Source organism: Pseudomonas sp. NBRC 111133 (assembly GCF_001320605.1).
GTDB classification, from domain to species: Bacteria; Pseudomonadota; Gammaproteobacteria; order Pseudomonadales; family Pseudomonadaceae; genus Aquipseudomonas; species Aquipseudomonas monteilii.
In genome coordinates this window covers 1-23,800 of the sequence record NZ_BCBJ01000096.1, presented here as the reverse complement: position 1 = coordinate 23,800, position 23,800 = coordinate 1, and the positions used below count along the sequence as shown (strand labels likewise).

The 23,800-nt window shown below is 62.9% G+C and carries 24 protein-coding genes; 13 read left to right on the top strand and 11 right to left on the bottom strand.

What is annotated here, in order from left to right; translation table 11 throughout:
* Positions 1 to 39 precede the first annotated feature (39 nt).
* Positions 40 to 1,074 carry a L,D-transpeptidase gene (locus APH36_RS22650; RefSeq protein ID WP_060500444.1) on the bottom strand — a complete coding sequence of 345 codons (1,035 nt, stop codon included), beginning with the start codon at positions 1,072 to 1,074 and terminating at the stop codon, positions 40 to 42.
* Positions 1,075 to 1,337: 263 nt separating this feature from the next.
* Here APH36_RS22650 and APH36_RS22645 point away from each other — a divergent pair, with 263 nt between their 5' ends.
* The 6 genes from APH36_RS22645 to APH36_RS22625 all read left to right on the top strand — a co-directional run bounded on the left by APH36_RS22645 (position 1,338) and on the right by APH36_RS22625 (position 8,590).
* On the top strand, positions 1,338 to 2,858 hold the full coding sequence (locus APH36_RS22645) for an NCS1 family nucleobase:cation symporter-1 (RefSeq protein ID WP_060500442.1): 1,521 nt from the start codon (positions 1,338 to 1,340) through the stop codon (positions 2,856 to 2,858).
* An 85-nt stretch (positions 2,859 to 2,943) separates the two neighbouring features.
* The gene (locus APH36_RS31130; RefSeq protein WP_082426437.1) at positions 2,944 to 3,336 is read left to right on the top strand and encodes a GFA family protein; all 393 of its coding nucleotides are present in this window, start codon (positions 2,944 to 2,946) and stop codon (positions 3,334 to 3,336) included.
* 154 nt (positions 3,337 to 3,490) lie between these two features.
* Positions 3,491 to 4,360: a GyrI-like domain-containing protein gene (locus APH36_RS22640; RefSeq protein ID WP_060500440.1), complete on the top strand. Its 870-nt coding sequence runs from the start codon at positions 3,491 to 3,493 to the stop codon at positions 4,358 to 4,360.
* 135 nt (positions 4,361 to 4,495) lie between these two features.
* Positions 4,496 to 5,497 carry a tRNA dihydrouridine(20/20a) synthase DusA gene (gene dusA / locus APH36_RS22635; protein WP_060500438.1) on the top strand — a complete coding sequence of 334 codons (1,002 nt, stop codon included), beginning with the start codon at positions 4,496 to 4,498 and terminating at the stop codon, positions 5,495 to 5,497.
* A 170-nt stretch (positions 5,498 to 5,667) separates the two neighbouring features.
* On the top strand, positions 5,668 to 6,594 hold the full coding sequence (gene tal / locus APH36_RS22630; RefSeq protein WP_060500436.1) for a transaldolase: 927 nt from the start codon (positions 5,668 to 5,670) through the stop codon (positions 6,592 to 6,594).
* 145 nt (positions 6,595 to 6,739) lie between these two features.
* Positions 6,740 to 8,590 carry an alkaline phosphatase D family protein gene (locus APH36_RS22625; protein WP_060500434.1) on the top strand — a complete coding sequence of 617 codons (1,851 nt, stop codon included), beginning with the start codon at positions 6,740 to 6,742 and terminating at the stop codon, positions 8,588 to 8,590.
* Positions 8,591 to 8,602: 12 nt separating this feature from the next.
* On the opposite strand, the gene rssC is transcribed toward APH36_RS22625, so the two are convergent.
* Positions 8,603 to 9,085 carry an anti-sigma factor antagonist RssC gene (rssC, locus tag APH36_RS22620; RefSeq protein ID WP_019096598.1) on the bottom strand — a complete coding sequence of 161 codons (483 nt, stop codon included), beginning with the start codon at positions 9,083 to 9,085 and terminating at the stop codon, positions 8,603 to 8,605.
* The gene (rssB, locus tag APH36_RS22615; RefSeq protein WP_060500431.1) at positions 9,082 to 10,263 is read right to left on the bottom strand and encodes a two-component system response regulator RssB; all 1,182 of its coding nucleotides are present in this window, start codon (positions 10,261 to 10,263) and stop codon (positions 9,082 to 9,084) included. Before rssB ends, rssC begins: the two co-directional genes overlap by 4 nt.
* A 281-nt stretch (positions 10,264 to 10,544) precedes the next feature.
* On the opposite strand from rssB, the gene APH36_RS22610 reads away from it, so the two are divergent.
* Complete coding sequence (locus APH36_RS22610) at positions 10,545 to 10,844, top strand: PilZ domain-containing protein (protein ID WP_060500429.1); 300 nt, start codon at positions 10,545 to 10,547, stop codon at positions 10,842 to 10,844.
* A 34-nt stretch (positions 10,845 to 10,878) separates the two neighbouring features.
* Here the strand turns inward: APH36_RS22610 and APH36_RS22605 are convergent, their stop codons facing one another.
* Complete coding sequence (locus APH36_RS22605; RefSeq protein WP_060500427.1) at positions 10,879 to 11,586, bottom strand: VacJ family lipoprotein; 708 nt, start codon at positions 11,584 to 11,586, stop codon at positions 10,879 to 10,881.
* A gap of 201 nt (positions 11,587 to 11,787) precedes the next feature.
* Between APH36_RS22605 and APH36_RS22600 the strand changes: the two genes are divergently transcribed.
* Positions 11,788 to 12,354 carry a phosphonoacetaldehyde phosphonohydrolase-related protein gene (locus tag APH36_RS22600; protein ID WP_060500425.1) on the top strand — a complete coding sequence of 189 codons (567 nt, stop codon included), beginning with the start codon at positions 11,788 to 11,790 and terminating at the stop codon, positions 12,352 to 12,354.
* A gap of 122 nt (positions 12,355 to 12,476) precedes the next feature.
* On the top strand, positions 12,477 to 12,740 hold the full coding sequence (locus tag APH36_RS22595) for a DUF4404 family protein (RefSeq protein WP_019471256.1): 264 nt from the start codon (positions 12,477 to 12,479) through the stop codon (positions 12,738 to 12,740).
* Between the two features lie 33 nt (positions 12,741 to 12,773).
* Here APH36_RS22595 and queF read toward each other — a convergent pair whose 3' ends face one another.
* Together queF and APH36_RS22585 are read right to left on the bottom strand one after the other, a co-directional pair.
* A complete protein-coding gene (queF, locus tag APH36_RS22590) occupies positions 12,774 to 13,604 on the bottom strand; it encodes an NADPH-dependent 7-cyano-7-deazaguanine reductase QueF (protein WP_060500423.1) in 831 nt (276 codons plus the stop codon).
* Positions 13,605 to 13,672: 68 nt separating this feature from the next.
* Complete coding sequence (locus APH36_RS22585; RefSeq protein ID WP_060500420.1) at positions 13,673 to 14,182, bottom strand: plastocyanin/azurin family copper-binding protein; 510 nt, start codon at positions 14,180 to 14,182, stop codon at positions 13,673 to 13,675.
* Positions 14,183 to 14,342: 160 nt separating this feature from the next.
* On the opposite strand from APH36_RS22585, the gene cinR reads away from it, so the two are divergent.
* Complete coding sequence (gene cinR / locus APH36_RS22580) at positions 14,343 to 15,023, top strand: two-component system response regulator CinR (RefSeq protein WP_060500418.1); 681 nt, start codon at positions 14,343 to 14,345, stop codon at positions 15,021 to 15,023.
* Positions 15,020 to 16,372, top strand: a complete 1,353-nt coding sequence (locus APH36_RS22575; RefSeq protein WP_060500417.1) for a heavy metal sensor histidine kinase — start codon at positions 15,020 to 15,022, stop codon at positions 16,370 to 16,372. The genes cinR and APH36_RS22575 overlap by 4 nt, the downstream gene beginning before the upstream one ends.
* A 62-nt stretch (positions 16,373 to 16,434) precedes the next feature.
* On the opposite strand, the gene APH36_RS22570 is transcribed toward APH36_RS22575, so the two are convergent.
* The 3 genes from APH36_RS22570 to APH36_RS22560 all read right to left on the bottom strand — a co-directional run bounded on the left by APH36_RS22570 (position 16,435) and on the right by APH36_RS22560 (position 19,679).
* The gene (locus APH36_RS22570) at positions 16,435 to 17,676 is read right to left on the bottom strand and encodes a lipoprotein-releasing ABC transporter permease subunit (RefSeq protein WP_060500415.1); all 1,242 of its coding nucleotides are present in this window, start codon (positions 17,674 to 17,676) and stop codon (positions 16,435 to 16,437) included.
* Between the two features lie 61 nt (positions 17,677 to 17,737).
* Entirely contained in the window at positions 17,738 to 18,421 is a 684-nt protein-coding gene (gene lolD / locus APH36_RS22565) for a lipoprotein-releasing ABC transporter ATP-binding protein LolD (protein ID WP_171577286.1), read from the bottom strand.
* 7 nt (positions 18,422 to 18,428) lie between these two features.
* Complete coding sequence (locus APH36_RS22560; protein WP_060500413.1) at positions 18,429 to 19,679, bottom strand: lipoprotein-releasing ABC transporter permease subunit; 1,251 nt, start codon at positions 19,677 to 19,679, stop codon at positions 18,429 to 18,431.
* A gap of 93 nt (positions 19,680 to 19,772) precedes the next feature.
* On the opposite strand from APH36_RS22560, the gene APH36_RS22555 reads away from it, so the two are divergent.
* Together APH36_RS22555 and APH36_RS22550 are read left to right on the top strand one after the other, a co-directional pair.
* Positions 19,773 to 20,357: a PilZ domain-containing protein gene (locus tag APH36_RS22555; RefSeq protein ID WP_060500411.1), complete on the top strand. Its 585-nt coding sequence runs from the start codon at positions 19,773 to 19,775 to the stop codon at positions 20,355 to 20,357.
* 31 nt (positions 20,358 to 20,388) lie between these two features.
* Positions 20,389 to 21,105: a glycerophosphodiester phosphodiesterase gene (locus APH36_RS22550; protein ID WP_019096214.1), complete on the top strand. Its 717-nt coding sequence runs from the start codon at positions 20,389 to 20,391 to the stop codon at positions 21,103 to 21,105.
* 48 nt (positions 21,106 to 21,153) lie between these two features.
* Here APH36_RS22550 and sthA read toward each other — a convergent pair whose 3' ends face one another.
* Positions 21,154 to 22,548: a Si-specific NAD(P)(+) transhydrogenase gene (sthA, locus tag APH36_RS22545; protein WP_060500409.1), complete on the bottom strand. Its 1,395-nt coding sequence runs from the start codon at positions 22,546 to 22,548 to the stop codon at positions 21,154 to 21,156.
* Positions 22,549 to 22,752: 204 nt separating this feature from the next.
* Complete coding sequence (locus APH36_RS22540) at positions 22,753 to 23,751, bottom strand: FAD:protein FMN transferase (RefSeq protein ID WP_060500573.1); 999 nt, start codon at positions 23,749 to 23,751, stop codon at positions 22,753 to 22,755.
* Positions 23,752 to 23,800: the final 49 nt, after the last annotated feature.

The following is a 23,800-nucleotide window of genomic DNA, read 5'->3' as shown; positions in this document are numbered from 1 at the left end:
AAAAGCGGCTACTTTGCTTGATTCCTCCGGCATTGCCGATCATTTCTTGACCAATGGTTTAACATCTTCACTGCCTTCGGTGCTGATTACCGTGAATTGTCCATTGCTGCGGGTATCCCGGGTGGACGCCCAGTCGGTGATCACCAGCATCGTGCCAACGTCCATCGCCGCCCGCAAATGGCGGCGGAATTCCGGGCTGATGCTCAATTGGCCCAATTGTTCATAAGGCGTGTTCCCGTACTCCGGGTTGCTCAGGCCCACCACCGACCAATGCAAAGGTAGCGCGCCATCGAGTGCCGGGGCGGATGGCTTTTGCAGCAGGGAATACACCGCCATGCCGCTGCGATGCTGGCTGCTATCAAGCGAAAGTGCCGGTGCCGAGCCGACCAGTTGGCCACCGCGAAACACATAGGCGCGCAAGTCGGCGCGGCTGATCAGGATCGACAGCGGCCCTGCCGTCGGGTCGGGGTCGTTCCAGAACTGTTGATTGCTCAAGACCAACGGGCCTTGGGCTTTACCCTCGCTGACCGTGGGCGCCAGCACCCCGGGGTGGTAGACCTCCACCGGTGCACTGTGGGTGTCGGAAACGATGACCGTGGTCGAACTGAAACCGGTCACTTCGTACAGCTTTTTGGCAAAGTCCATGGGCAGCCGCACGCAACCATGCGAGGCGGGGTACCCCGGCAGGTGGCCAGCGTGCAGGGCAATGCCGTCCCAGGTCAGGCGCTCCATGTAAGGCATCGGCGCGCTGTTGTAGAGGCTGGATTTATGCTCGACCTTTTTCTGCAAAATGCTGAATACCCCGGTGGGGGTTTCGCGGCCTGGCTTGCCGCTGCTCACGGTGCTGACGCCGATGGCGATGCCGTTGCGGTACACATAGGCACGTTGCTCGGTAAGGCTGACCACGACAGTCACCGGCCCCACCGGCGAGACCTGCGGGTACCAGAGAAACTGCCCAGGTTTGAGGCTGTCGAGCTGGCTCCTGAGTTGAGCCGGGGTGGGGACCTGCAGGGGGGCCGCTTCAACCAAGGCGACGGCCAGTAACAGACCCAGTCCGAGCGGTACATGCAACATGGAATAGCCCCCGTTAGAACCCTGCCCCCAGCTTAGTCGGAACATTCCCCGCAAAGCCAGCCGTTCACAGCACCAACCTGCGCGGGTGGTAACAACTGCGCCCAAGAATGTGCACGAACTTCCCACTTCAAGGCCCGGTTCATCACGACAAAAGGCAGCAAAACGGCGCGGAAACGGCAAACTCTATGAAACCTGCGGGTTGGTACGAATCTTGTTTGTATACAAGTCCAACAATAAAAGTACACAACCATCATGGAGTTCCGATGGCGTCGATTTCACGCTCCGATGTTGGCCACCTTGACGCGATACCCGTCGAAACGGCCGAGCCCGTTCAACTGGCATTGAGCCCGCGCCTGTACAGCGCCGACCTCGCGCCAACCCGCGCGGCAAATCGCACCTGGGGGCGCTACAGCCTGTTTGCGCTGTGGACCAACGATGTGCACAACATCGCCAACTACTCCTTCGCCATCGGCCTGTTCGCCCTGGGCCTGAGCGGCGCGCAAATCCTTGGCGCCTTCGCCCTCGGCGCACTAGTGATCTACGGCCTGATGAACCTGTCCGGCTACATGGGCCAGAAAACCGGCCTGCCCTACCCCGTCCTGTGCCGGATCAGCTTCGGCATCCACGGTGCACAGATCCCGGCCCTGATCCGCGCGGTGATCGCCATTGCCTGGTTCGGTATCCAGACGTACCTCGCCTCGGTCGTGCTGCGCGTGCTGCTCACCGCCATCGTGCCAGACCTCAAGGCCTACGATCAGAACGCAATCCTTGGCCTGTCGACACTGGGTTGGGTCACCTTCCTCGGCATCTGGTGCGTGCAGGTGGCGATCTTCGCCTACGGCATGGAAATGGTCCGCCGCTTCGAGTCCATCACCGGGCCGATCATCCTGGTCGCATTCGCCTGCCTGGCGGGCTGGATGTACTGGCGCAGTGGCTTGTCGATTGCCTGGTCCAGCGGCAACGCACCGACCGGCTCGACAATGTGGTTGAAAGTGCTCGGTGCCGCCGCCCTGTGGGTCTCGCTGTACGGCACCATGATCCTCAACTTCTGCGACTTCACCCGCAACTGCCCAGACCGGCGCACCATCAGCGTGGGCAACTTCTGGGGCCTGCCCGTGAACATGCTCGGCTTCGCGCTGATTGCCGTGGTACTCGCCGGTGCGCAGTTCAGCATCGACGGCAAGCTGGTGCAGGGTCCCACCGAAATCGTCGCCGCCATCCCCAACACCGCCGGCTTGGTGCTGGCCTGCCTGGCCTTCCTGATCGTCACCGTGGCGGTGAACATCATGGCCAACTTCGTCGCCCCGGCCTACGTGCTCGCCAACCTGGCCCCGAACCTGCTGAGCTTCCGCCGCGCGGGCCTGCTCAGCGCCGGCATCGCGGTGGTGATTCTGCCTTGGCACCTGTACAACAGCCCGTCGGTGATCGTGTATTTCCTCGGCGGCCTGGGCGCCCTGCTCGGCCCGCTGTACGGCATCATCGTCACCGACTACTACCTGGTGCGTCGCAGCCGCGTGAACCTGCCGCAGCTGTACAGCGAAAGCACCGAGGCCGCCTACCACTACAAGGGCGGGGTCAACCTGCGCGCCGTAGCGGCGTTCATCCCCGCTGCGCTGATCGCCATCGTGCTGGCGCTGGTGCCGGCGTTCGACACGCTGTCGCAGTTCTCGTGGTTCTTCGGCGCCGGTTTGGGCGGGTTGATTCATTACGCCATTGCCGATCGCAGTGCCAGGCATGCCGACGTTTCCGGTGAAAGCATCGCGGTGGATAGCGCGCAGCACTGAAAAGCGGCCAACAGGCCGCCCTGGCCAGTCGACGGATCAAGCCGGGGCAGTTACGCTGGCGCTTTCCACCTGCACGGAAGCGCCAGTGAAAGAGGCCTATCAAGGAAGCTGCCTGTGTGCAGCGGTCAGTTACCTGCTACTTACCCCACCCAAAGCAGTAAGCCATTGCCACTGCAGCCAGTGCCGCAAAAGCCACGGGGCCGCCTTCGCCTCATACGGCAGCGTTCCACGCAGCGGGCTGCGAATACTGCGCGGCGCAGCCAGCCTCAAGGCCTTCGCCTCCTCACCCACCGTAGTGCGCGAGTTTTGCGCCGAGTGCGGCTCTAGCCTGTTCTGGTCACGTTCCCAGGGTGAGTTTGCCGATTGGGTTTCAATCGCGCTGGGCACGCTTGATACACCGTTTCTGCCCAAGCAGCAGAAACACCTTCATGTCGACTCTGCTGCCCCTTGGTACACAGCCTGTAGTGCTGACGGCTGACTGACCGGCATTGCGGTTAATCCGCCACCCCACAAAGCCAGTATCATCCAACACGATGGTCAAGCCCCTCCCTGATTGAGCAATCACGGCTAGGCACTTCGATGCCTGAACAACGGATGCTAGCGCTCACCGCACCTTCCGGAGATTCCGTTCGTTGACTGACTCACAGCACAACCCGACCTACGCAAAACGGTTCGAAGCCGTGCTTGCCTATATCGACAGCCACCTTGAAGGCGACCTGTCGGTGAATGCCCTGAGCCGCATCGCCAACTTCTCGCCGTTTCACTTTCATCGGCAATTCACGGCATACATGGGCGTTCCGGTTACACGGTATGTGCAACTGATGAGGCTTCGACGTGCGGCGCATCAACTGGTCGCCTCGCCCACAACGCCCGTACTGGAAGCCGCATTCGGCGCCGGCTTCGAAAGCCCCGAAGCCTTTTCCAGGGCGTTCAAGCGTGCCTTCGGCATGGCGCCGAGCGTTTTTGCCAAGGCCCCGAACTGGCAGGCCTGGAGTGCGGTGTTCGTTGTGCCTCACTTAACCAGGAGTATCACCATGCAGATCCGTATCGTGGATTTCGCCGAAACCCGCGTGGCCGCGCTTGAACACCGAGGGGCGCCAAGCCTGGTCGGCGAAAGCGTCGCGCGCTTTCGCCAATGGCGCATGCACAGCGGCCAGTCGCCCGTCGCGACCAGCCGCACCTTCGGCATCCCCTACGACAACCCCGACACCACCCCCGCCCACGCCTTTCGCTTTGCCGTGTGTGGCGAGATGGACGAGGCTGTACAGCCCAATGATTTCGGCGTGCACGAACGGGTCATCCCAGCGGGGCGTTGTGCCGTGATTCGGCATACCGGCTCGCCTGACTACATTGGTGAGACCATCTACCCGCTTTATCGGGACTGGTTGCCTTCGAGTCGTGAAGAACTGCGGGATCATCCGTTGTTCTTTCAGTACCTGAGTGTGTATCCGGAAACGCCGCTGGAGCAGTGGGAGACGGATGTGTATGTGCCGTTGAAGTAAGTCTGGCCGTGGGCAGCGGGCAACGCCAGTCATCACAGGGCCAGACGCATGGCAGCCCGAATTGGTAGACTATGCCCATTCCCCAAATCTCCCCGGCGTCGGGCAACCACGCCGGGTATCAGATACGTGCCCCAGATGCCTCAAGAATTAGCTGAAATTCAATGTGCGGAACCGTTCCGACGGTTCAGCGTTGCACCGATGATGGACTGGACAGACCGCCACTGCCGCTTCTTCCTGCGCCTGCTCTCCAGCCAAACCCTGCTCTACACCGAGATGGTCACCACCGGCGCCCTCCTCCACAACGACGCCCACCGCTTCCTGCGCCACGACGTCTCCGAACACCCGCTGGCCCTGCAACTGGGCGGTAGTGTGCCCGCCGACCTGGCTGCCTGCGCGCGCCTGGCCGAGGAGGCCGGCTACGACGAGGTCAACCTCAACGTCGGCTGCCCGAGCGACCGGGTGCAAAACAACATGATCGGCGCTTGCCTGATGGCGCACCCGGCGCTGGTGGCCGATTGCGTGAAGGCCATGCGTGATGCGGTGTCGACGCCGGTGACGGTCAAGCACCGCATTGGCATCAATGGCCGCGACAGCTACGCCGAACTGTGCGACTTCGTCGGCCAGGTGCGCGAGGCCGGCTGCCGGAGTTTTACCGTGCATGCGCGCATCGCGATTCTGGAAGGGCTGTCGCCGAAGGAGAACCGCGAAATCCCGCCGCTGCGCTATGACGTGGCAGCGCAGTTGAAGGCCGACTTCCCGGACCTGGAGATCGTGCTCAACGGCGGGATCAAGACCCTGGCCGAATGCCAGGCGCACCTTGAAACCTTCGACGGCGTGATGCTGGGGCGTGAGGCGTATCACAACCCTTACCTGCTGGCCGAGGTGGACCAGCACCTATTTGGCAGCGCGGCGCCGGTGGTCAGCCGTACCGAGGCGCTGGCACAGCTGCGGCCTTACATCGTGGCGCATATGGCAAGTGGTGGCGCGATGCATCACGTTACCCGGCACATTCTGGGGTTGGCCCAGGGGTTCAAGGGCGCACGGCGCTTCCGCCAATTGCTGTCGGCGGATATTCACAAGGCCGCTGAGCCGTTGGCGGTGTTTGATCAGGCAGTCGAGTTGTTGCAGGGGCGGTGACAACGCGGGATTGGGAACCTCCGGCCGGCTTGCGACTCGAATCTTCACCTTTCGCACCGCCCTTCGCGGGCAAGCCTGCTTCCACCGCTTGCCTGCATGGTTTCGACGGCCCTTGAGCGGCCGTCGGGGCTCGGGTAATGTCGAGTCATTGCACAGGACAGAGCACGCCCATGACCTCCAAGCTGGAACAACTCAAGCAGTTCACCACCGTGGTCGCCGACACCGGGGACCTGGATGCCATCACCCGCCTGAAGCCGGTCGATGCCACCACCAACCCGTCGCTACTGCTCAAGGCCGCCGCCATCCCGGGCTACGCCGATCTGCTCACGCAGGTGAAGGCCGATGCCAAGGGCAATGTCGACCTGGCTTGCGACAAGTTCGCAGTGGCCGTGGGCTCGGGCATTCTCAAGGTCATCCCGGGGCGTATCTCCACTGAAGTGGATGCGCGCCTGTCGTTCGATGAGCCGGCCCTGCTGGCCAAGGCGCGCAAGCTGATCGAGCTGTACGAAGCGGCCGGCGTTGGCCGTGAGCGTGTGCTGATCAAGCTGGCCTCCACCTGGGAAGGCATTCGCGCCGCCGAAAAGCTGGAGAAGGAAGGCATCCAGACCAACCTCACCCTGCTGTTCTCCTTCGCCCAGGCACAAGCCTGCGCCGATGCCGGGGTGTTCCTGATTTCGCCGTTCGTGGGCCGCATCTACGACTGGTACAAGAAGAGCACCGGCAAGGAATACGTCGGCGCCGAGGACCCGGGCGTGCAGTCGGTCACGCGGATCTACAACTACTACAAGGCCAATGGCTACAACACCGTGGTCATGGGCGCCAGCTTCCGCAACATCGGCCAGATCGAACAGCTGGCTGGCTGCGACCGCCTGACCATCAGCCCGGAGCTGTTGCAGCAACTGAGCGATGACCAGGGCGAGCTGCCGCAGGTGCTGAAACCGGGCAATGGCGGTGAGGCGAAGCAGCAGCTGAATGAAAGCCAGTTCCGCTGGGCGATGAACGAAGATGCCATGGGCACCGAGAAGCTGGCCGAGGGTATCCGCCAATTTGCGCGGGACCAGGAAAAACTGGAGAAGTTGATGGCTGAAAAGGCCTGATACAGTTCGGGTTTGCCTGACGGGCGGGAAGTGTTCAGCATTTTCCGCCCGTTTTGTTTCCCCTGGCATTAGATGTGTATTGAATTCCAGGGCCTCTTCGCGGCGGTTCGGCGCGAAGAGGCCCGATAAGCCACCTGAGCTGTCGATGACCTCCTCTACCCCCTTGCCCCTCGTACTCACCGGCCCGGTACTGCGCCGCCTGGAGCCCCAGCGCCTAGCCATCTGGCTGGTCGCCACCCAACCGCTGCAACCCGATTTCATCTGCCCCGCAGGCGAAGCCCAGGTCGATTGCCAGGTTATCCCGGTCGGCCAGCACGCCTTCATCCACCTGCTGGACATCCACTTCAACCACCCTCTGCCCTGCAACCAGCTGCTTGACTACGACCTGCTCATCAACGGCCAGGGCATCGCGGGCTGGGCACCGCACCTGCTCTACCCCGGCACCCAGCGCCCAAGCCTGGTGCTGCGCGATCGCCTCAATCACTTGCTGCACGGTTCCTGCCGCAAGCCGCACCACCCTGCTGCCGATGGCCTGCTGTGCGCCGACCGCCTGCTGCAAACCTGCAAGCAACCTGAAGACCGCCCGGCCGTGCTGCTGATGACCGGCGACCAGGTGTACGCCGACGATGTCGCCGGCCCCATGCTGCGCGCCATCCATAGCCTGATCGCGCGCCTGGGCCTGTTCGACGAGCAACTGGAGGGTGCGGTGGTGCCTGATAGCCAGGCGCTGTACCAGCACCCGGCCAGCTACTACCACCGCGCCGACCTGCTGCCGGCGCAGGAACACAACGACACCCTGCGCAAGCGTTTTTTCGGCGGCAAGCGCAAGCCGATTTTCTCGTCCAGCAACGCCGACAACCACCTGGTGACCTTCGCCGAGGTCATGGCCATGTACCTGCTGGTGTGGTCACCGGTGCCTTGGCAACTGGTGAACCTGGACATGCCCACCGGCCTTACCGACCAGCGCCAGGCCCGTTACCGGCAAGAGCTGCCACTGATCGAGGCGTTTGCCGACAACCTCGGCCAGGTCGCGCGGGTGATGGCCCACCTGCCCTGCCTGATGATTTTCGACGACCACGACATCACCGACGACTGGAACCTCTCGGCACAGTGGGAAGAAACCGCCTACGGCCATCCGTTCTCGCGGCGCATCATCGGCAACGCCCTGCTCGGCTACCTGCTGTGCCAGGCCTGGGGTAACAACCCGGACGGCTGCAAGCCACTGACCGAGCAATGCCAGGCGCTGACCGGCCAACACCAGGATGAGCTGATCGGCGCGCTGTTGCGCTTCCAGGGCTGGCAATTCAGCCTGCCCACAAACCCGCCCCTGCTGGTGCTGGACACCCGCACCCGCCGCTGGCGCAGTGAAAGCAGTTTGGCCAAACCGTCCGGCCTGCTCGATTGGGAGGCGCTGAGCGAGCTGCAGCAAGCACTGCTCGACCACCCGTCAGCGGTCATCGTGTCACCAGCGCCGATTTTTGGCGTGAAGCTGATCGAGACGGTGCAAAAGGTATTCAGCTGGCTGGGCTATCCACTCTTGGTCGATGCCGAAAACTGGATGGCCCACCGGGGGGCGGCGCAGGTCATCCTCAACATCTTCCGCCACTCCCGTACACCGGGGCACTACGTGGTGCTGTCCGGGGATGTGCACTACTCGTTCGTCTATGAAGTGCTGATCCGCCACCGCCAGCGCAGCCCGCACTTGTGGCAGGTGACCAGCAGCGGGATCAAGAACGAGTTCCCCCGGCGTTTGCTGGATGTGCTCGACCGGCTCAACCGCTGGCTGTATTCGCCACGCTCGCCGTTGAACTGGTTCACCAGGCGCCGGCAGATGGAAGTGGTACCGCGCACGCCCAGCCACAGCAAGGCTGGAGAGCGGCTGTGGAATGGCGCGGGGTTGGGGCAGGTGTTCTTCGACGAACAGGGGCGGCCAGTGCGGGTATTTCAGCTGGATGCCGACGGCGCTGAAGCGACCGAGTTTGTTGCCGGGCGCTAGCCTGGCAACAGGTCAGCTTCGCTCCAGCGCACTGACCAGATCATGGAACGCTTCGCGGTTGGAGTCGTTCAGGCCCATGAGGATCTTGTGCGCCTCTAGCACCTTGGAGCGCACCACATCTTCGTTCTGGTCCTGCGATGGCAGGTCGGTCAGGCATTCCGGGCACGGAATGGGGCGATCGACAATGTTGAACACCTGATCGAAGCCCATCGACTGCAGCAACCGGGAAATGTCCGGGTTGGTGGTAACCACGGTCGGCAGCAGGCCCACCTTCTGCCGCGACAGGATCGACAGCTTGGCCAACAGGCCCAGGGTGGTGCTATCGATGCTTTCGGTTTCAGTCAGGTCGATGACAATCGCCGAGAAGTTCAACGCCGTGAAAATCTTCTCGATCGTCGCATCCAGCGCCGAACACAGGGTCAGGCGCACTTCACCGACAAATTTCAGTACGAAGGTACCACTCTGCTCGGCGAACTGGATTCTACCGGTACTCATTGAAGGTTCCTGCTCAACACCAATAGGGCGATATCATCCGGCATCTCCCCAAGCGTAGCCAATCCAAATCGTTGACGCAGCCCATCCAGGCTGCCACCTGCTGCCTTGACGATCTCCGGCAAGGCGGTTTCTTTATCTTTGAGCGTGTCACCCGGCAAAAGGTCCAGAATGCCATCGGACATCAGGCTGAGGCTGAACTGCGGTGGCAGCTCCACTACCAGGTCCTGGTAGGTGGCCTCTTCGAACAGCCCCACCGGCAGGCCACGGCCTTCCAGGTAGCGGACATGATCGGGGGTGTACAGCACCGGCAGCGGCAAATGGCCGCCAACGGCGTAGGTCAGCAGACCGGACTCTTCGTCGATCACACCGCCGACCATGGTGACGTGCTTGCCCAGCTTGCTGTTGATCAGGCCGCGGTTGATATGGCTCAGCACTTCCGACGGCTTGAACTCGCGCATCTTGCTGCGCTTGAGCTCGAACATGAGCCGCGTGGTCATGAATTTCAACAGCACGGTGACAAAGGCCGACGACGCGCCATGCCCGGAAACATCGGCGAGGTAGAAGGCAATGCGCCGCTCGTCCACGCGGAAGTAATCGACAAAATCACCCGACAGGTACAGCGACGGAATGATCTGGTGCGCGAAAGCGAACTCGCCGGCTGCCCAGGGGCTTTCCGGCAGCATGTTCATCTGCACCTGGCGACCGGCGGTCTGGTCCTCCTGCAGCAGGTGCAGGCTGGCTTCAAGTTCGCGGTTGGCGGCTTCGAGCTTGTCGCGGTAGCGCTGATTTTCCAGCACCAGGCGCGAGCGGTCGAGGGCGCGGCGCACCGAATGCTCGAGTACGGCCAGGTCTTCCAGCGGCTTGATCAGGTAGTCGGCGGCGCCCAGGCGCAACGCTTCCACCGCATCACTCATGACGCCGGCACCCGACACCACGATCACCGGCAACTGCGGCGCGCGCTCGCTGACCTGGCGGATCAGTTCGAGGCCGCCCATCTGCGGCATGCGCAGATCGCAGATCACGAGGTCGGGCTGGTGTTCTTCGAAGACCTGAAGCCCCTGCTGGCCATTACCAGCCTGGAGGACGCTGAAGCCACTGTCTTCAAGATAGGCGGCGAGGCTCGCACGGACCACGTCGTCGTCATCGATGATCAGCAGCGTTGCACTGGTTTTCTGCATGTGGGCGAACGGCGCCGATTTAGGTTGGTGCAGCGGTGTCGGCAAGGCAGACGGCCAGCTACGGGAATTCTTTATGGTCACACTCTACTTGAGTTGTAGGACAAGAACACCTGCCCGGCAACTCTCCGGCAACTGTGAGCGCTACCTTGTAAGGCGCAGACGGTACTCCCATCCGGCAGGGGTTTCAAGCATGCAAGGGTCGACCTCGCCGCTCTTTACAGGGCAAATCACCGGGAGTTATAAGAAAGTCGACCAGCGCAACCCGATGGGAAGGATGCAGCATGCCCCACACGCCCTCCAGCCACAGCGAGAAACGCGACTTTATCCGGATGCGCATCGACACCGAGGTGAGCCTGTTGCATGAAGGCCAGGTGATTGCGGCGGTGTGCCTGGACCTCTCCAGCGGCGGCATGCAGGTGCAGGCACCGCAGCGCTTTCTGGTGGGGGATCATATCGAGGTGCGGATCGACTCGGACCACCCGGCGCTGAAAGGGCTGCATGCCAGTACCGAAGTGGTATGGATTGCCGATCAGCCGGGCGGGCAGCAGAAGTTCGGGCTGCGGATTCTGGCGATGCACTGAACCTGGGGCCGCGTTGCAGCCCCAGGCCTACGGATCAGAAGTCGTCTTCGACTTCGCCGTCCTTCACCTTGAACTCGCGGTTCTGCAGGTAGGCGTTGCGAATGAAGATGTACTTGTCACCCTGAATCAGCTTCTCGGCCGACAGCAGGTCGGCACGGGTGTCGATCACGTCCAGGGCGAAGATCGAGTTACGCGTCGGCACATGGTCTATGTAGCGGTAGGGTTTGGTGTAGGTGTCCGGGTACTTGGCTACGCCGTCACGTACGGTGCTCGGCCCCAGCAGCGGGATGACAACGTACGGGCCGCTCGGCACGCCCCAATAACCCAAGGTCTGGCCAAAGTCCTCGTCATTACGTTGCAGGCCCATCTTGGTGCCCACATCGAAGAAGCCGCCCAGGCCGAACGTGGTGTTGACGATCAGCCGCGCAGTGTCCACGCCCGCTGCATGGGGCTTGAGCTGCAGCAGGTCGTTGGCCAAGTTGGTCACGTCGCCCAGGTTACGGAAGATGTTGTGGATGCCATCTTCAAGGAACTGCGGGGTGACCGCCTGGTAGCCCTTGGCCAATGGCTTCAGGGCATAGGTGTCGAGGGTATCGTTGAAACGGAAGATCGGGCGGTTGACCGCTTCCCAGGGATCTTCCTCGGTGGCGGCCTGGGTGGCTGCCACGGGCGCCAGCAGCAAGCTGGCGCAGACACAGGCCTGGGTGACTCGTTCGATCACACTGGCACCGATCCTACGCATAGATGTCTCTCCATCGAATTTCTCGGCCGCACGCGCAACGGGGCGCGCTGCTGGTAAGGCGGCAGTATAGAGGCTTGCGGCCTGATAAACAGCTTTACACATTTTTGCTCAGTATTTTGTGAACAACTGTTGCGCGAGCGAGCCTGTCACAGGCCGGTAACAATCAGCGAATAGCCTGCGGACTATTTGGGGGACGTTGCCATGGACGCTGCACCCGCCTTCACTGCTGTGCTGTTCGGCTTGCGCGGCTGCCTGGTGCAGGCTGCCAATGGCGGCGCCCCCTCACCCGCCCCCGGCGCACTGGCCACCCTTGCCAGCCTGCGTCATCGCCAGGTGCCGTGCATCTGGCTGGATGACCTCACCGCCGCCCACAGCAAACGCCTGGCCCATGTGCTGCCCGACTGGCTGCCAGGGCACCTGGTCAACGGCGTCCGCTGGCCAGCGCCCAACGCCTGCTGGCAGGCCTTGATGAGCCTGGACAGCGAACGCCTGGACGGCTGCGTGCTGGTCAGCGGCGACCCGCGCCTGCTGCAGTCGGGCCTTAATGCGGGCTTGTGGACGGTAGGACTGGCCGCCTGCAGCCCGCTCTGCGACCGCAGCTCGCAGCACTGGCAAGCCATGAGCACACAGGAACAGGACCTGGCCCGCGGCAAGGCGACGCTGGAGCTGTTCAGCCTGGGCGTGCATTCGGTGATCGACCACCTCGAAGCGCTGGATACCTGCCTGCAGGACATCGCGCAGCGCCGGCGCAAAGGTGAAAAACCCTGATACAGCACCTTTGACACGGATCATGCAAAGCGGCGGCAGGTGGATTACGCTGAAGACAGGCCAGAACCTTTGCCGCTTCGCTGAGGTCCATGGCTTGCCAAGCCATTGATGGAGAACTACCAATGCCTGCCCGCGAATTGCAAGAGCGCCTGAACAGCTTGCGCGAGCAACTGGACCGCAACGTACCGCTTTCGGAAGACGAGCTGGCCGCGTTGCACGAAGAAGCGCGCCAGATCGAGGCGCAACTGAAACTTGAGGAAGCTACGCCGGACAACAACCTGGTGGATGGCGTGAACCTGGCGATCGAACGCTTCGAGGCCGACCACCCCGACCTCACCGCCACCCTGCGCAGCATTGCCAACTCGCTGCACAGCATGGGGATCTGAAATAGCCGGGGGCCGCTTGGCGGCCCCCATACCTTACTGCCGAACCAGCCGCGTGTTCTGCGGGCTGATCGCCCCGGTGCTGCGGTAAGGGTTGATGTCCAGCCCACCCCGGCGCACATAGCGCGCATACACCGTCAGGTGCTCCGGCTGCAGCAGGTTCTTCAAGTCCAGGTAAATGCGTTCCACGCACTGCTCGTGGAAGTCGGCATGCTGGCGGAAGCTGATCAGGTAGGTCAGCAGGCTGGCGTGGTCCAGCGCCCTGCCCTTGTACTCGACCACCACGCTGCCCCAGTCCGGCTGGCCGGTAACCGGGCAGTTGGACTTCAGCAGGTGGCTGTGCAAGATTTCTTCCACCACCCGCTCCGGGTCGCAGCGTAGCAGTTCTGGTTGCGGCTGCTCGTAGTTGCTGATGGCCACATCCAGCGCATCGATGCACAGCCCCGGCAAAGCCACCACACCCTGGGCCTCGACCTCGGCCAAGGTCCGCACCTTCACGCCCACCGGCTTGCCAGCGGCAGCGGACAGGTCTTTCTCCAGGCACGCCTGCAACTCGCCCAGCGAGGCGAACACCGTCTGGTTCAGCGAGTTGAGGTACAGCTTGAACGACTTGGATTCGATGATGTTCGGCGAATCAGCCGGAATGGCGAACTCGCCGATCGCCACCACAGGCTTGCCCGACGGCAGCAGCCAGCTCAGCTCAAAACAGTTCCAGTAATCCACGCCCTGCCAGGGCAGGGTCTGCGCGGTGACGCCCAGCTCGGCCCACTTGGCAGTACGCGGGATCGGGAACAGCTGCTCCGGGGAGTAGGTGGCAATGTATTCGCTGGATTTGCCCAGCGGGGAGTGTTCGGCAGCGGGATGCATGGAAACTGACCTAGAGGTTCGAAATTGCCCCTAGTTTACCGGTTTTGCACCCCGCCTTGCAGGGCAAGTCACTCGATGGTCAAGGCCCCGACCATACCGGCCTGGTAATGCCCTGGTACGTTGCAGGCAAACTCGATGGGCGCCGACTGGCGGAAGGTCCAGGTCAGCTCGGCGCGCTGGCCGGGCATTACCAGCACGGTATTGCCCCCACCGTGACCATGGCCGCCACCGTGATCCATCATCTGGCCGTGGTCCATGCCTTCATGGTTCATGGCCTGGGTGAACATCTTGCCTTGCATGGCGACCATCTCTTTCTGGTGCTCGGCATGCATGGCCTTGTCACCCAGGTTGAACTCGTGCGGCAGCTTGCCCTCGTTGACCAGCACGAAGCGCACCGTCTCACCGGCTTTTACCTGCAGGCTCTTGGGCTCGAAGGCAATGTCTTTGAGCACCACCTCCACCGTGCGGGTGGCTTTGGCCGCCGGGGCCGGCTCGCCGAAGGCGAAGGTTTGCGGCTCGCCAGAAAAGGCCGGCAGGCTGACCAAGGCAAGGGTGGCGGCAATGAACAGGTGTTTCATGATGACTCCGGGCATGCGCAACAGTATGAGGCCACCTTAGTCAGGGACGGCTGGCAGCAACCTGACAGGGAGATTACAACTTTGTCAGCTTGAGTGACGGCCAGGATAGTCACGTATCATTTCAAGCATCACCCGGCCCTTGCTGGAGGCAAGCTACCCAATGAAATTGCTGATCGTCGAAGACCAGACCCGCACCGGCCAGTACCTGAGCCAGGGCCTGAGCGAAGCCGGCTTCGCCACCGAACTGGCCACCGATGGCGAAACCGGCCAGTTTCTGGCGCTGACCGGTGACCATGACCTGCTGATCCTCGACGTGATGCTGCCCGGCCGGGATGGCTGGCAAATCCTGCAAGCGGTGCGCCAGGCCGGCCTCGACACGCCGGTACTGTTCCTCACCGCACGCGACGCCGTCGAAGACCGGGTGCACGGCCTGGAGCTGGGCGCCGACGATTACCTGGTCAAGCCCTTTGCCTTTTCCGAGCTGCTGGCCCGGGTGCGCACCCTGCTGCGCCGTGGCACCAACCCCAGCCAGGACACCACCCTGAGCCTGGCCGACCTGCGCCTGGACCTGATCCGCCGCCGCGCCGAGCGCGCCGGCCAGCGTATCGACCTGACCGCCAAGGAATTCGCCCTGCTCGAACTGTTGATGCGCCGCCAGGGCGAGGTGCTGCCAAAATCGCTGATTGCCTCGCAGGTATGGGACATGAACTTCGACAGCGACACCAACGTGATCGAGGTGGCGATCCGTCGCTTGCGCCTGAAGATTGACGACCTGCACCCCAACAAACTCATCCACACCGTACGCGGCATGGGGTATGTACTCGAAGAGCGTGCAGATTGATGCGCAGGCTTTCCCTCGGCAGCCGTTTGGCCCTGTTGTTCGCCGCCTGCACAGCAGCCGTCTCGCTTGGCGCCGGCCTGTTGTTCAGCAAGGCCAGCGAGCAGCATTTCGTCGAGTTGGACCAACAATTGCTGGACTCGCGCCTGTCGCTGTTCCGCACACAACTGGCCGGCATCAGCACGCCGGAAGATTTACAGGCCCGCCTGCCCGCCCTGCACGATGAGCTGAGCCACCAGGCCGACCTGGCCTTGCGCATCAGCGGCAACGACGGCACCACCTGGTTCGAAAGCCGCACAGGGCTGCCGCAGGCACCACGGCCCGCCGGGCTGGCTACCCTGCACGCGCAAGGCACCGACTACCGCAGCCTGGCCGTGCACCTGGCACAAGGCACAACACCGTCGCCGCAACTCACCCTTTACCTGGACATCACCCACCACCAGCACTTCCTGCAAGGCATGCAACGGTTGATCTGGCTAACCGTCGGCCTGTCGGCACTGGCCACCGCGCTGCTCGGCGCCTGGGCCGCACGCAGTGGGCTACGCCCTTTGCGGCAGATGGGCCAGGTGGCCGCTGGCGTGTCGGCACGCTCGCTCACCACACGCCTGCCGGTGGCGCAGATGCCCGAGGAGCTGGCCGAACTGGCCGCCAGCATGAACGCCATGCTGCAGCGCCTGGATGATGCCTTCCAGCGGCTTTCAGCATTCTCTGCCGACATCGCCCACGAGCTACGTACACCGCTATCCAACCTGTTAACCCACACCCAGGTCACCCTCACCCGCCCACGCAGCCTGGAGGAGTACCGCGAAGCACTGCATGGCAACCTGGAAGAGCTGCTGTGGATGGCGCAGATGATCAACGACATGCTGTTCCTCGCCAAGGCCGATCACGGCCTGCTGGTGCCGGGGCAGGCGCCGCTGGCGTTGCATGAAGAAGTGGATGCTCTGCTGGAGTACTACGCGCCACTGGCCGAGGACAGCGGTGTGCAGATGCTGCGCGAGGGTGAGGCCGTGCTGCAGGGCGACCGGCATATGCTGCGGCGAGCGTTGTCCAACTTGCTGGATAACGCCATGCGCTTTACGCAGGCGGGCGGGCAGATAAGGGTGACGCTGGAGCCGGGGCCTACAATCTGCGTGGCCAATACCGGGCAGGCTATCGACCCTGCAGCGTTACCACGGTTGTTCGACCGCTTCTACCGGGTCCACCCGGCGCGATGGGAAGGCAGCAGCGAGCATGCGGGGTTGGGTTTGGCGATTACCCGGTCGATCGTGCAGGCCCATGGCGGGTGCATCCGGGCGGAATGCGAGGATGGGTGGACGCGGTTTTTGATCGAGTTCACTCAGGATCGGTGAAATTGGGGGCTGCTTCGCAGCCCATCGCGACACAAGGCCGCTCCCAGACTCTCAGGTAAACATCAAACCGCCAGGCCAATCGCCGGCTGCACCTGCGATGCCCGATATGCCGGGTAAATGGTCGCCAAAAAGCTCATCACCAACCCCGCCGTGCAGATGATCGCCACATCCCCCCACTGCAACTGCGACGGCAAGCTGCTGACAAAGTACACATCCGACGTAAAGATGTGCTGCCCGCTCACCCGCTCGAGCCATCCAACGATCTGGCTGACATTGAACGCCGCAATCACCCCCAGCACGCCACCAATCAACGTGCCGACAATGCCGATCAGGCTGCCCTGAACCATGAACGTGCCCATGATCTGCGCGGGCGTGGCGCCCAGGGTACGCAGGATGGCAATGTCCGGCCCCTTGTCGTTCACCACCATCACCAGGGTGGCGATGATGTTGAATGCGGCCACCGCGATGATCATCATCAGCAACAGGCCGATCATGGTCTTTTCCATCTTCATGGCGCTGAACAGGCTGCCCTGGGTGTGCGACCAGTCATCGGCGCGGTAGGCATCGCCCAGCCCGGCAGCGATGGCCTTGGACACCTGCGGCGCGGCGTACAGGTCATGCAGTTTCAACCGCACGCCCTGCACCTGGCCCGGCGCCCAGCGCTGCATCTCACCGGCATCCGCCACGTGGATATAAGCCTGCGAACCATCCAGCTCGGCGCCGACCTTGAAAATACCGACCACGGTCAGGCGCTGCATACGCGGGGTAATGCCGCCCGGCTCCTTGCTGATTTCCGGCACGATCAGGGTCAGCTTGTCGCCGGTGTTCAGGCGGAAGCGACGCGCCGTCAGTTCGCCGATGACCACACCGAACTCACCCGGCCGCAGGTCCTGCAAGCGGCCCTGCACGATGTGCTGGCCAACGATAGAGACCTTGCCCTCTTCGGCCGGGTCGATACCGCCCACCTGGATCGGCTGCATCGCCCCCTTGTACGACAGCATGCCTTCCATTTCGGTAATCGGCGCTGCCGCCATCACCGCCGGGTTCTGCAGGGCCGTGTCGGCCACCTTGTGCCAGTCGTCCATCGGCTGCACGCCCAGGATGGCGGCATGCGGCACCAGGCCAAGAATGCGCGCGCTCATTTCACGCTGGAAGCCGTTCATCACCGACAACACCACGATCATCGCCAGCACACCCAGCGACAGGCCGATCATCGAGGTCATCGAAATGAACGAGATGAAGTGGTTGCGACGCTTGGCTCGGGTGTAGCGCGCGCCGATGAAAATGGGCAAGGGTCTGAACATGTACGGAATCACCCAGTGAAAACAGGAAAACGGGGCGGCACCAGCCACCCCGGGCAGTCGATCAGATGGCCACCAGGTGGCCGTCGTCGAGCTTCAATACACGGTCCATCTGCCGCGCCAGGTTGAGGTCGTGGGTCACCACCAGGAACGCCGTGCGCGAAGCGCTGGACAGCTCCTGCATCAGCTCCTGAATGCCCTGGGCGGTATGGTGGTCGAGGTTGCCGGTCGGCTCGTCGAGCATCACCAGGCCAGGGCGGTTGACCAAGGCCCGGGCAATCGCCACACGCTGGCGCTCACCGCCGGACAGCTCGGCCGGCTTGTGGTTCAGGCGATGGCCCAGGCCCACGCGCTTGAGCAGCGCCTCGGCGCGCTCACGGGCCTCGGGGATGGGCGTGCGGCCGATCAGCAGCGGCATGCACACGTTCTCGATGGCGGTAAACTCTGGCAACAGGTGGTGGAACTGGTAGACAAAGCCCAGCTCACGGTTGCGCAGCAGGCCACGGGCGCGCTCGCCCAGCGCCGACAGCTCTTCGCCGGCCAGCCAGACGCTGCCCTGGGTCGGACGGTCGAGGCCGCCCAGCAGGTTGAGCAAGGTACTCTTGCCAGAGCCCGAGCTACCGACGATGGCAATGCGCTCACCGGCATGCAGCTCCAGGTTGAGCCCGGACAGCACCTGCACCGACTCCGGGCCCTCGTCGTAGGACTTGCCCAGGTTGCGGCAACTCAGAACGGCTTTATCACTCATGCGCGACTCACTCATAACGTAGCGCCTCTGCAGGCTGGGTGCGGGCCGCACGCCAGGCCGGGTACAGGGTGGCGAAGAAACTCAGGACCAGCGCCGCACCGCAGACCATGTACACGTCCTGGGCCTGGATCTGCGAGGGCAGGTAATCGATGAAGTACACGTCGGCGTTGAGGAACTTGTGCCCGATCAGTTTCTCGATACCGGCGATCGCCGCACTCACGTTCAGCGCGGCAACAATCCCGACCACGGCGCCGATCAGGGTACCGATCACCCCGATTACCGTGCCCTGGACCATGAAGATGAGCATGATCTGTCCGGGCGTGGCGCCCAGTGTGCGCAGGATGGCAATGTCACCACGCTTGTCGTTCACCACCATCACCAGCGTGGAAATGATGTTGAACGCCGCCACCGCCACGATCAGCAGCAACAGCAGGCCGATCATGGCCTTTTCCATGCGGATGGCCTGGTACAGGTTGCCGTGGGTACGGGTCCAGTCGCGGCTGTAGTACTCCTGGTCACCCAGCTGCTGGGCAATGCTCCAGGCCACCCGCGGCGCCTGGAACAGGTCGTCGAATTTCAGGCGCAGGCCCTGTACCTGGTCGGGCTTCCAGCGGTGCAAGCGGGACAGGTCGCTGATGTTGGTCAGGCCCAGATAGCCGTCGATCTCGCCCGCACCCACATGAAAGGTGCCCACCACGGTGAAGCGTTTCATGCGCGGGAACATGCCGGCCGGTGTCACGCTGACTTCCGGGGCGACGAAGGTGAGTTTGTCGCCAATGGCCACACCCAGCTTGGCCGCAGCCTTGTCGCCGATCATGATGCCCCACTCGCCCGGCGCCAGCTGGTCGAGGCGGCCTTGCAAAATGAAGTTGTCGATAATCGACACCTCGCGCTCGCGGGCCGGGTCGATGCCGTTGAGCAGCACCTTCTGCACCTTGCCGTCATGGGTCAGCAGGCCCTGCATCTGGGTGAAGGGCGCTACCGCCACCACCTGCGGATTCTGCTTTACTTGTTGGGCAAGGGCAGGCCAGTCGGTAATGGGCTGGCCGCTCTCCAGCGTGGCATGCGGGACCATGCCGAGCACGCGGGTGCGCATCTCGTGGTCGAAACCGTTCATCACCGACAGCACCACGATCATCACCACCACGCCCAGGGCGAGGCCGATCATCGAGGTCAGGGAAATGAACGAGACGAAGTGATTACGGCGTTTGGCACGGGTATAACGCGTACCGATGAATGCGAAAAGAGGTCTGAACATGTCGGGGCTTGTTCGGATGAAAGGGAACGTCCTTGTGGCGAGGCGCCTACGGCGGCTTTACACTCGGACCACCGCCGCTACCTTGGGTTCGCCATGACGACATTAGACGAAGAAGATCGCCGCGAATACTACCGCATCGAAGATCGGATCGCACTTCAAATAAGCCCCCTCAGCGCGGCCGAAGCCCTCGACCCAGATGTGTTGCAAGATGATTCCCCGCTGTTCAACCTGCTCAGCGAACTGCATCTGTCCGACTTCGAGTCGCAGCACCTGCTGCGCCAGCTGAGTGACAAGGACCGCACCCTCGCTGCCTTTCTGCGGGCGCAGAACAAGCGCCTCGACTTGCTTAGCGCGGTGGTTGCGCAAACCCTGCTTGGCGAAGTCGGCCAGCCGCTGCCGGTGGTCATCTCCGAAGGCGGTATCGAATTCGTCCAGGCCACGCAGATTGAACCCGGCACCCGGGTAAAAGTGAAAATGGTGCTGATGCCGCGTGCCCATGGCCTGCTGCTGCGCGGCAAGGTCACCCATTGCGACCCGCGCCCGGAGGGCGGCTTCGAGGTCGGCACCGAGTTTACCGACATGACCGACGCCCAGCGTCAACTGCTGGCCCGCTACATCCTGCAGCGCCAGCAACAACAACGGCGCCAGCAGCTGGAACAGAACGACCCCGCCTCCTGAGCCCATTTCCCCCTGATTTGAAGGAACGAACGTGACCCTGATCTACGGCCATCGCGGCGCCAAGGGCGAAGCACCCGAGAACACCCTGACCAGCTTTCGCCAGTGCCTGTCCCACGGCGTCACCCGCTGCGAGCTGGACCTGCACCTGTCGGCCGACAACGAGCTGATGGTGATCCACGACCCTACCCTCAAGCGCACCACCGGCAAACGCGGCAAGGTGGTCGAGCACCCGGCCGCCGACCTGGTGAAAATCGACGCACGTAAAGGCGGCCCGGGCCATGTGCAGCCCTGCCCTATTCCAAAACTGGAAGAACTGTTCGAGAAGTGCCCGTTCGAGCACTGGCAGCTGGAAGTCAAGAGCGCTTCGCGCACCCGCGCCGCCACCACCGTACTGGCGATCCGCGAACTGGCCCAGCAATACGGCCTGCTGGACAAGGTCACCATCACCTCCAGCTCACGCGAAGTATTGGGCGCAGCCCAGGAACTGGTGCCGGACGTGAAACGCGGGCTGGTAGCCGAATACGCCTGGCTCGACCCGTTGAAGGTGGCGCAGAACTACGGCTGCGAGATGCTGGCCCTGAACTGGACACTGTGCACCCCCGAGCGCCTGCTCAAAGCACAGGGCCAGGGCTTGCACGTGTCGGTGTGGACGGTCAACGAACCGGCACTGATGCGCCGGCTCGCTGACTTTGGCGTGGACAGCCTGATTACAGACTTTCCCGGTTTGGCCAAGACCACCCTCGGGTAGGGTTGAAATCGGTCTCTCCGACCGGCTCAGGCCACCGGTCGGAGCCGCTCAAAAAAGCCGGTTCAGGCCGTCGTAAGCAGCTACCCGGTAGGCTTCGGCCATGGTCGGGTAGTTGAACGTGGTGTTGACGAAGTACTTCAGGTTGTTGTGCTCACCCGGCTGGTTCATGATCGCCTGGCCGATGTGGACAATTTCCGAAGCCTGGTAACCGAAGCAGTGGACGCCGAGGATTTCCAGGGTTTCGCGGTGGAACAGGATCTTCAGCATGCCCTGCGGCTCGCCGGCGATCTGCGCACGCGCCATGCCCTTGAAGAAGGCCTTGCCCACTTCGTACGGCACCTTGGCCTGGGTCAGCTCCTGCTCGTTCTTGCCGATCGAGCTGATCTCCGGAATGGTGTAGATGCCGGTCGGCACGTCATTGACGAAGCGCCAGCTGCCATTGTCGACGATGCTGCCAGCCGCCGAACGGCCCTGGTCATGGGCGGCACTGGCCAGGCTTGGCCAGCCGATCACATCGCCTGCACCGTAGATGTTCGGCACGCTGGTGCGGTAGGCCTCGTCGACCTCGATCTGGCCACGGCTGTTTACCTTGATACCGATGTTTTCCAGGCCCAGCTTGTCGGTGTTGCCGGTACGGCCGTTGCACCACAGCAAGGCGTCGGCCTTGATCTTCTTGCCCGACTTCAGGTGCAGGACCACGCCGTTGTCCAGGCCTTCGACGCGCTCATACTCTTCGTTGTGGCGCACGGTGATGTTGTTGTTGCTGAAGTGGTAGCTCAGCGCCTGGGAAATTTCCGAATCCAGGAAGCTCAGCAGCTGGCCACGGTTGTCCACCAGCTCTACCAGGACGCCCAGGCCGCTGAAGATCGAGGCGTATTCGCAACCGATCACGCCGGCGCCGTACACGATCAGCTTGCGCGGGGTGTGACTGAGGCTGAGGATGGTGTCGCTGTCGTACACACGTGGGTGGTGGAAGTCGATATCGGCCGGGCGATACGGGCGCGAGCCAGTGGCGATGATGATGTGCTTGGCGTTGAGTTTTTCCACCACGCCGTTCGGGCACACCACTTCAACGGTTTGCTCGTCGGCAAAGCTGCCGGTGCCGAAGAACACGTCAACGCGGTTACGGGCGTAGTAGCCCGTGCGCGATGCCACCTGCTTGGCAATCACCTTCTCGGCGCTTTTCAGCACGTCCGGGAACGAGAACCAGCGCGGCTCACCGATGGCACGGAACATCGGGTTGGTGTTGAACTGCATGATCTGCCGCACCGAGTGACGCAGTGCCTTGGACGGGATGGTACCCAGGTGGGTGCAGTTGCCACCGACCTGACGACGGTCATCGACCATCGCTACCTTGCGCCCTGCTTTGGCGGCGTTCATTGCCGCGCCTTCACCGGCCGGGCCGGAACCCAGCACCACTACGTCGTAGTTGTAGACAGCCATGCGTACTCCTTCAGAACTGGCCCGCAAGCCACGGTCGCTCGCGGGGCGCGATCATGCCGCCGGGGCGTCATGAGAAAATTCGGGTGCAGTCTAATCAAGCGTGAACGCCGCGCACATTAACCCTTGGTCGCGTCGTAGGCCAATTTCGCCCGCACTACATATGGTTTACCCATTCCCTGGCGGCAATCATCCCTGCCTGCGCTTTCAATCGCCTTTCACCGCCCGTTCGAATGCGGGCGTAGCTCGGGAGACGAAGCCACCCTCGGCCCGAGTCACCAATACCGCAGCCAGGCCATACGCCAGGGCAAAATCCCAGCCACGCTCAGGGCCAAGGATCAGCAGCAGCGTCGAATAACCGTCGGCCTGCAGCGCCGACGCGTGCAGCACGGTGACGGCGGCCAGGTCATGTTGCACCGGGCGCCCCAGACGGGCATCGAAGGCGTGCGAATAGCGCCGGCCATTCTGCTCGAAATAGTGCCGATAGTCACCCGAGGTTGATACTGAAAGGCCATTGACCGGGATGATCTGCCGGGCGATCTGGCGGTCTTCACGGGGCAGTTCCAGGGCGATGCGCCAAGGGCTGCCATCGGGTTTGCGGCCGACCGCCTTGAGCTCGCCAGTGGCCTCTGCGACAAAGCGGGTTACCCCCATGGCTTGCAGGCGAGCCGCAATCAGGTCGACGGCATGGCCGGCGGCAATGCTGTTGAAGTCGAGCTGCACCGGGGCATCCTTGCACAGGGCCGGGCCTTTGATGTGCAAGTGCCGATAGCCCACGCGCTGACGAGCCTGGGCCAGGGCTTGCGGGTCCGGCACCTGCTCGTGGCGGGCCTGAGGGCCAAAGCCCCACAGGTCGAGCAGGGGCTCGACGGTGAGGTCGAAGGCGCCATCGCTCTGCTCGGCCAGGTGCTGGCCAAGGTTGACCAGTTCGAGCATGTCGGGCGGCAGGGCCAGGCACTGGTTGGCGGGCAACTGGTTGAACAGGCTGACGACGGAGTCTGCGCGGTAGGTCGAATAGTGCTGGTCGATGTCGCCCAGGATGGTTTCGACCGCTGCTTGCACCTGTTCCGGCGCCGGGCCGCCGGGCTCACGGACGTACTGGATGCTGTAACTGCTGCCCATGGTCGGGCCACCCAGGCGCTCCAGGGTGGGGCCTTGGTTGCAGGCGGTGAGCAGCATGAGGATGAACAGTATGGCTTTGCGCAAAAAATCGGTTCCTGGGTTCTTGGCTTGAATTTTGTGGCGTGGCACACAT